Source organism: Variovorax sp. Varisp85 (genome assembly GCF_047304045.1).
In the GTDB taxonomy this organism is placed as follows: Bacteria; Pseudomonadota; Gammaproteobacteria; order Burkholderiales; family Burkholderiaceae_C; genus Variovorax.
The window spans coordinates 1-7,877 of sequence record NZ_JBGLYN010000118.1; the positions used below are offsets into that span (position 1 = coordinate 1).

Below are 7,877 nucleotides of genomic sequence, written 5' to 3' on the forward strand. Positions count from 1 at the left end.
CACTGGCTACCGTGATGTGGGTGTTGGCTTGACGTTGCTTGACTTGGTTTGTTTCCCGGGGCCGGGTCTCGCCCCGGAAAGCAACCACCCGCCGGAGGTAGCAACATGCTGAGCCCAGGCACCCCCTACCCCTTGGGCGCAACACCCTCGCAACAGGGAGTCAACTTCGCAATAGCAGCGCCAACAGCAGAAGCAGTACAGCTCTGCATCTTCGACAGCACCGGCAAGAGCGAGCAGCAGCGCCTCAACCTACCGGCATGCACCGACGGCATCTGGCACGGCCACCTGCCCAGCGGCAAGCCCGGCCTCGTCTACGGCTACCGAGTCCACGGCCCGTGGTCCCCCCACGAAGGCCAGCGCTTCAACCCAGCCAAGCTGCTGCTCGACCCCTACGCCCGAGAGATCGTCGGCAGCTACGACGGCAGCGACATCTTCCTGGGCCACGACCCCGCGAACCCGGCCCAGAGGGACGCCCGCGACAACGCAGCCGTCGCGCTCAAGGCCCGTGTCGCGCAACCCGCCGGTCCGGCAGCGGCATCCGGCCACGCCCGCATCCCCGCCGGCGAGCGCGTGCTCTGCGAGCTGCACGTCAAAGGCCAGACCAGGCTCCACCCCGCAGTCCCCGCGGCACTCCGGGGCACCTACGCCGGCCTCGCGGAGCCCGCCGTGCTCGACCACCTCCAGCGCCTGGGTGTCACCACCCTGAGCCTCATGCCCGTGCAGCACCGCGCCGACGAGCAGCGCCTGCTGCGCATGGGCCTGAGCAACTACTGGGGCTACACCACCATCGGCTGGTTCGCTCCCGAGGCCCGCTACTGGAGCGGCCGCGCCGGCACCACGCCCGCCAGCGAGTTCCGCGCGATGGCCGACGCCATACACGCACGTGGCATGGAGCTGGTGATCGACGTGGTCTATAACCACAGCGCCGAGACCGACGAGCTCGGTCCCACGCTCTCGCTGCGCGGCATCGACAACGCGCTGTACTACCACCTGCGCCCCGACGACCGCGCCCTCTACGAGAACTGGGCCGGCACGGGCAACTGCCTGAATCTCGGCGAGCCGCGCGTGCTGCAGCTGGTGACGGACAGCCTGCGCTTCTGGGCCTGCGAGATGGGTGTCGACGGTTTCCGCTTCGATCTCGCCCCGGTGCTCGGGCGCGACGCGCAGCGAGGCTTCGACCCACGCGCGCCCTTCTTCGCCGCCATCGCGCAAGACCCGGTGCTCTCGCGCACCCTGCTCATCGCCGAGCCCTGGGACATCGGCCCCGGCGGCTACCGCCTCGGCGAGTTCCCGCCGGGCTGGCTCGAATGGAACGACCGCTACCGCGACACGCAGCGCGGCTTCTGGCTGCGCCAGGCGCACGACGACAGGGCCGGCCTGGGCGACTTCGCCCATCGCTTCACCGCTTCCAGCACGCAGTTCGCCCATCGCGGCCGCGCGCCGGCCGCGAGCGTCAACTTCGTCACCGCGCACGACGGCTTCACGCTGCGCGACCTCGTGAGCTACAACGAGCGCCACAACCTCGCCAACGGCGAGGGCAACCGTGACGGCCATGGCCACAACATGAGCAACAACTGTGGCGTCGAGGGGCCGAGCAACGACCCCGCCGTGCTGGCCCTGCGCAGCCGCCTGCAGCGCGCGCTGCTCGCCACGCTGATGCTGTCACAGGGCACACCCATGCTGCTGGCCGGCGACGAGCTGGGCCACAGCCAGCAGGGCAACAACAACGCCTACTGCCAGGACAACGAGACCACATGGCTCGCGTGGATCGGCGCCTCCGCCCCCGACAGCGACGCGGCCCGCACGAGCGCCTTCGTGGCGCGCCTGGCCGCCCTGCGCCGCGAAGCCCCGGCCCTGCGCAGCACCCGCTGGTGGCCACCCGAGACGCCGCAGGGCATGCCGCCGGGCATCCGCTGGCTGCGCCCCGACGGCGAACCGATGACGGCCGGCGACTGGCGCACGGGCACGGCACTTGCAATCCTTTTCGGCGATGGCGCCGGCGACGGCGGCTCGTGGCTGGTGCTGGTGAACGCAGGCCCGCAGGCTGTGTCCTTCAGGCTGCCCGCGGGCGCTTGGCGCCTGCGCCTGTCCACCGATCCCGAGGACGATCCGGGTGAGATGGGCCGGCCGCTCGGCGGCACGGCGCAAGTGCCTTTTTCAAGCATCGGGATCGCAAGAACGTAGGAGCCAGGCGCACGGCGCGGTGCTAGTCTCGATGCAGAGACCCTGACGGCGAATGAATTCCAACAAGCGAACGAACGGAGACTCAGGATGGACAACCTCACACCGCAAGCGCAGCCCCCGCAGGAGCTGCAGGCCCATCAACTGGTCCGCCGCACCATCGCCCTGGTGCTGGCCGGCGGACGCGGCTCCCGCCTCAAGCAGCTGACCGACCGGCGCGCCAAGCCGGCCGTGTACTTCGGCGGCAAGTTCCGCATCATCGACTTCGCGCTGTCCAACTGCCTGAACTCCGGCATCCGGCGCATGGCGGTGGTCACGCAGTACAAGTCGCACTCGCTCATGCGCCACCTGCAGCGCGGCTGGAGCTTTTTGCGCGCCGAGCTCAACGAGATGGTCGACGTGCTGCCCGCCCAGCAGCGCGTGGGCGACGAGCACTGGTACCGCGGCACGGCCGACGCGGTGTTCCAGAACCTCGACATCATCCAGACCCGCTCCACCAAGCACGACTACGTGGTGGTGCTGGCCGGCGACCACATCTACAAGATGGACTACTCGATCATGGTCAAGGACCATGCCGAGCACGGTCTGGGCTGCACGGTCGGCTGCATCGAAGTGCCGCGCATGGAAGCCACGGCCTTCGGCGTGATGGCCATCGACGAGAGCCGCCGGATCACCGACTTCCTCGAAAAGCCCGCCGACCCGCCCGCCATGCCCGGCCATCCCGACGTGGCGCTGGCGAGCATGGGCATCTACGTGTTCGACTCCGAGTACCTCTACCAGCTGCTCGAAGAAGACAGCGTCAACCCCGATTCGAGCCACGATTTCGGCAAGGACATCATTCCCCGCGCCGTGGCCCAGGGCCGCGCGCTGGCCCATCCTTTCGGCCTGTCGTGCGTCACGCGGGCCTCGCGCGGACCCGACGCCAAGGCCTACTGGCGCGACGTGGGCACGATTGATGCATTCTGGGCAGCCAACCTCGACCTGGCCTCCATCACCCCGGAGCTCGACATCTATGACACCGACTGGCCCATCTGGACCTACCAGCGGCAGTTGCCGCCGGCCAAGTTCGTGCTCGACCGCGAGGGCAAGCATGGCATGACGGTCAACACCATCGTGTCGGGCGGCTGCATTGTCTCGGGCTCCAAGGTCAGCAGCTCGGTGCTGTTCTCGGGCGTGCGCATCCACTCCTTCTGCGAGATCAACGAGGCGGTGCTGCTGCCCGACGTGGAAGTCGGGCGCGGTGCCCGGCTCAACCGCGTGGTGATCGACCGTGGCTGCGTGATCCCCGACGACATGGTGATCGGCGAGGACGCCGAAGTCGACGCAGCGCGCTTCGAGCGCACCGAGAACGGCGTGGTGCTGGTCACGCGCGAGATGCTCAAACGACTGGCTGCATGAGATTCGCCCCCAGTCTTCGCGCACTTCGTGTCGCTTCGCCAACCCCCTCGCCGGGGGCAATACCAGCGGCCCGGCAAAGCCGGTTCCGCGGTATTCCTGAAAGAAACCAGGTCTTTGTGCCATCCCACCTTGCACGGAGGCAGCACTGACGATGCGAATCCTCCAGGTCAGCGCCGAACTCTTCCCCCTCCTCAAGACCGGCGGCCTGGCGGACGTCGCCGGTGCCCTGCCCCTGGCGCTCATGGCCGCAGGACAGGACGCGCGCGTGCTGCTGCCGGGCTTTCCTGCCATCGTCTCGGGCGTGCGCGACCTGGCGCCCGTGGCCGGTTTCGACGCGCCCTGGGGCGAGCGCTTCGGGCTGAGCCTCGGGCATGTCGACATCGATGGGGCGCCCGGCATCCCGGCCTACGTGATCGATGCGCCGGTGCTCTACGACCGGCCCGGCAATCCCTACGAGGACACCTCGCGCCAGCCCTACGGCGACAACCACCGCCGCTTCGCCCTGCTCGGCTGGGCCGCGGCGCAATTGGCGCAAGGGCTCGATCCGCTGTGGCAGCCCGAAGTCGTGCATGCGCACGACTGGCACGCCGCGCTCGCGCCGGCCTACCTGCACTTCGCGCGGCAGGCCGGTGGCCCGCGTGTGGGCAGTGTCTTCACAGTGCACAACCTCGCCTACCAGGGCCTCTTCGCGCCGTGGAACTTCGCGGAGCTCGGCTTGCCCGGCCCCGCGTTCCAGATGAACGGTCTCGAGTACCACGGGCAGGTTTCGTTCATGAAGGGCGGCCTGTATTTCGCCGACCGGCTCACCACGGTCAGCCCGACCTATGCGCTCGAGATCCAGACGCCCGAGCAGGGCTGCGGGCTCGACGGCCTGCTGCGGCTGCGCAGCAGCGCGCTCACCGGCATCCTCAACGCGGTCGACGACCTGGTCTGGAACCCGGCGACCGACGCCGCGCTGGTGCAGGGCTATCACACGCCCGAAGGCCGCCACATGGCCGGCAAGGCGCGCTGCAAGTCGGTGCTGCAGCACCAGCTGGGGCTGGCCGATCGGCCGGATGCGCCGCTCTTCATCCTCGTGAGCCGGCTCACCGAGCAGAAGGGGCTGCATCTGGTGCTCGGCGGGCTCGACGCGCTGCTCGCCCAGGGCGGCCAGCTCGCATTGCTGGGCAGCGGCGAGGCCTGGCTCGAGGAAGCCTTCAGACAGCGCGCGGCGGCCGCGCCGCAGTCGGTCAGTGCCACCATCGGCTACAACGAGACGCTGGCCCACCAGCTGTTCGGTGCGGGCGACGTGACGCTGGTGCCTTCGCTCTTCGAGCCCTGCGGCCTCACGCAGATGTACGGCCTCAAGTACGGCAGCCTGCCGCTGGTGCGCCGCGTCGGCGGGCTGGCCGACACGGTGGTCGACAGCTCGCTCGAAGACCTCGCCAGTGGGGGCGCCACCGGTTTCGTGTTCGACAGCTTCGATGTCCAGAGCTACGAACGCGCCGTGCGCCGCGCCTTTGCCTTGTACCAACGCGCGCCCGACTGGCGGCGCGTGCGGGGCAACGCCATGCGCCGGCCCGCCGACTGGGCCACTGCGGCGGCACAGTACATCGACGTTTATCGGCAGGCACTGGGATGACGCGCCTCTTCTCGATTCGATGCGTTCGTGATTCGGGGTGCGCTCACGCGCAGGGGAGCACTCGGTGTCATTCGCACGCACCCAAGACAAACGCACGGCAGCAAAACACCATCACCCACACCGAAGAGCGCCAATCATGACGATCAAAGACTTCGCCTACGACCACCCCGACCGCGACGTCGCAGCCTTCAAGCGCGCGGTGGCCAACAAGCTGATCTACGCAGTCGGCAAGGACCCGGTCGCCGCCAGCCAGGACGACTGGCTCAACGCCACCTCGCAGGCCGTGCGCGACCAGCTGGTCGAGCGCTGGATGATGACCACGCGCGCCAACTACGCGCAGGACCTCAAGCGCGTCTATTACCTGTCGATGGAGTTCCTGATCGGGCGCACCTTCACCAACGCGCTGCTGGCGGTCGACCTTTACGACACCGTGCGCGAGGCGCTGGCCGACTTCGGCGTCGACATGGACGCACTGGCCGAGCGCGAACCCGACGCGGCGCTGGGCAACGGCGGCCTGGGGCGGCTCGCCGCCTGCTTCCTCGACTCGATGGCCACGCTGGGCGTGCCGGGCATGGGCTACGGCATCCGCTACGAATACGGCATGTTCCGCCAGCGCATCGTCGATGGACAGCAGGTGGAAACACCCGACTACTGGCTCACGCGCGGGAACCCGTGGGAGTTCCAGCGGCCCGAGGTGAACTACCGCGTGCGCTTCGGCGGCCATGTGCAGAAGCGGGAAGGCACCAACGCCCCTTACGGCGCGGCCGACTGGGTCGACACGCACGATGTGCTGGCCGTGGCCTACGACACCATCATTCCCGGCTACGGCACGCAGGCCACCAACACGCTGCGGCTGTGGTCGGCGCGCGCCACCGAAGAGATCGACCTCTCGGCCTTCAACCGCGGCAACTACATGCAGGCGGTGGAAAGCAAGAACCACTCGGAGAACGTCTCGCGCGTGCTCTACCCCGACGACTCCACGCCCTCGGGCCGCGAGCTGCGGCTGCACCAGGAGTATTTTTTCTGCAGCGCGAGCGTGCAGGACCTGCTGCGGCGCTACCTGCGCAACCACAAGACCTTCGACCAGCTCTCGGAAAAGGTCAGCATCCACCTGAACGACACGCACCCCGTGCTCGCCGTGCCGGAGCTGATGCGCCTGCTGCTCGACGAGTACGGCCTCACATGGGACATGGCCTGGGCGCACACGCAGAAGGTGTTCAGCTACACCAACCACACGCTGATGCACGAGGCGCTGGAGACCTGGCCGGTCGAGATGCTGGGGCGCATCCTGCCGCGGCACCTGCAGATCATCTACGACATCAACGCGAAGTTCCTCGCCACGGTGACGCAGAAGGTGGGCAACGACGTGGAGCTGATGCGCCGCCTGTCGCTGGTGGACGAGACCGGCGAGCGCCGCGTGCGCATGGCCTACGTGGCGGTGCTGGCGAGCCACTCGATCAACGGCGTGTCGGGGCTGCACTCGGAGCTGATGAAGCAGTCGATCTTCTCGGACTTCGCGAAGATCTTTCCCGAGCGCTTCAACAACAAGACCAACGGCGTCACGCCGCGCCGCTGGCTGGCGCAGGCCAACCCGCCGCTGGCGGCGCTGCTCGACCAGCGCATCGGCAAGGGCTGGCGGCGCGACCTGTCGCAGCTCGAGGCGCTCAGGCCCATGGCCGAGCAACCGGCCTTCGTGCGCGCATTCCGCCATGCCAAGCGCGAGAACAAGCTGCGACTGGCCAACTGGATCGAGCAGCACCTCAAGATCGACATCGACACCGACGCGATGTTCGACGTGCAGGTCAAGCGCATCCACGAATACAAGCGGCAGCTGCTCAACGTGCTGCACGTGGTGGCGCGCTACCACCGCATCCTCGACGCGCAGGCCGCGGGCACGCCGCTGGACATCGTGCCGCGCGTGGTGGTGTTCGCGGGCAAGGCGGCGTCGGCGTACGCGATGGCCAAGCTCGTGATCCGGCTCATCAACGACGTTGCCAGCACCATCAACGCCGACGCGCGCGTGGGCAAGCTGCTGAAGGTGGTGTTCCTGCCGAACTACAGCGTGAGCCTGGCCGAGACCATCATGCCGGCGGCCGACCTGTCGGAGCAGATCTCCACGGCGGGCACCGAGGCATCGGGCACCGGCAACATGAAGTTCGCGCTCAACGGTGCGCTGACCATCGGCACGCTGGACGGCGCCAACGTGGAAATGCGCGAGAACGTAGGGCCGGAGAACATCTTCATCTTCGGCAACACCACGCCCGAAGTGGCCGACATCCGCGCGCGGGGCTACCAGCCGCGCGAGATCTACGAAGGGAACGCTGAACTCAAGCGCGTGCTCGACGCGATCCGGGACGGCGCGTTTTCAGCGGGCGAACCGGCGCGCTACCAGGGCATCTACGACGCGCTGGTGAACTGGGGCGACCACTACCTGCTGCTGGCCGACTATGCGAGCTACGTGGCCAAGCAAGCCGAGGTCGATGCGCTGTACCGCGACTCGGATGCCTGGACGCGGATGGCGATCCTCAATGTGGCGGGGATGGGTGCGTTCTCGTCGGACCGCACCATTGCGCAGTACGCGCATGAGATCTGGCACACCAAGCCGGTGGTGTTGAGCTGAGCATCCGATATTTGCTCCCTCCCCCGCTGGGGGAGGGTTGGGGTGGGGGCTGACGGC

4 protein-coding genes are annotated in these 7,877 nt (G+C 68.2%); all 4 read left to right on the forward strand.

The window, feature by feature from the left end; all coding sequences use genetic code 11:
* Positions 1–105 precede the first annotated feature (105 nt).
* The 4 genes from glgX (at position 106) to ACCC97_RS28325 (ending at position 7,820) form a co-directional block, all read left to right on the forward strand.
* Positions 106–2,184 carry a glycogen debranching protein GlgX gene (gene glgX, locus ACCC97_RS28310; protein WP_413336279.1) on the forward strand — a complete coding sequence of 693 codons (2,079 nt, stop codon included), beginning with the start codon at positions 106–108 and terminating at the stop codon, positions 2,182–2,184.
* Between the two features lie 87 nt (positions 2,185–2,271).
* Positions 2,272–3,579 carry a glucose-1-phosphate adenylyltransferase gene (glgC, locus tag ACCC97_RS28315; protein WP_007838645.1) on the forward strand — a complete coding sequence of 436 codons (1,308 nt, stop codon included), beginning with the start codon at positions 2,272–2,274 and terminating at the stop codon, positions 3,577–3,579.
* 151 nt (positions 3,580–3,730) lie between these two features.
* On the forward strand, positions 3,731–5,200 hold the full coding sequence (gene glgA / locus ACCC97_RS28320; RefSeq protein ID WP_413336281.1) for a glycogen synthase GlgA: 1,470 nt from the start codon (positions 3,731–3,733) through the stop codon (positions 5,198–5,200).
* Positions 5,201–5,336: 136 nt separating this feature from the next.
* Positions 5,337–7,820, forward strand: coding sequence for a glycogen/starch/alpha-glucan phosphorylase (locus tag ACCC97_RS28325; protein WP_413336283.1), 2,484 nt, complete (start codon positions 5,337–5,339; stop codon positions 7,818–7,820).
* Positions 7,821–7,877: the final 57 nt, after the last annotated feature.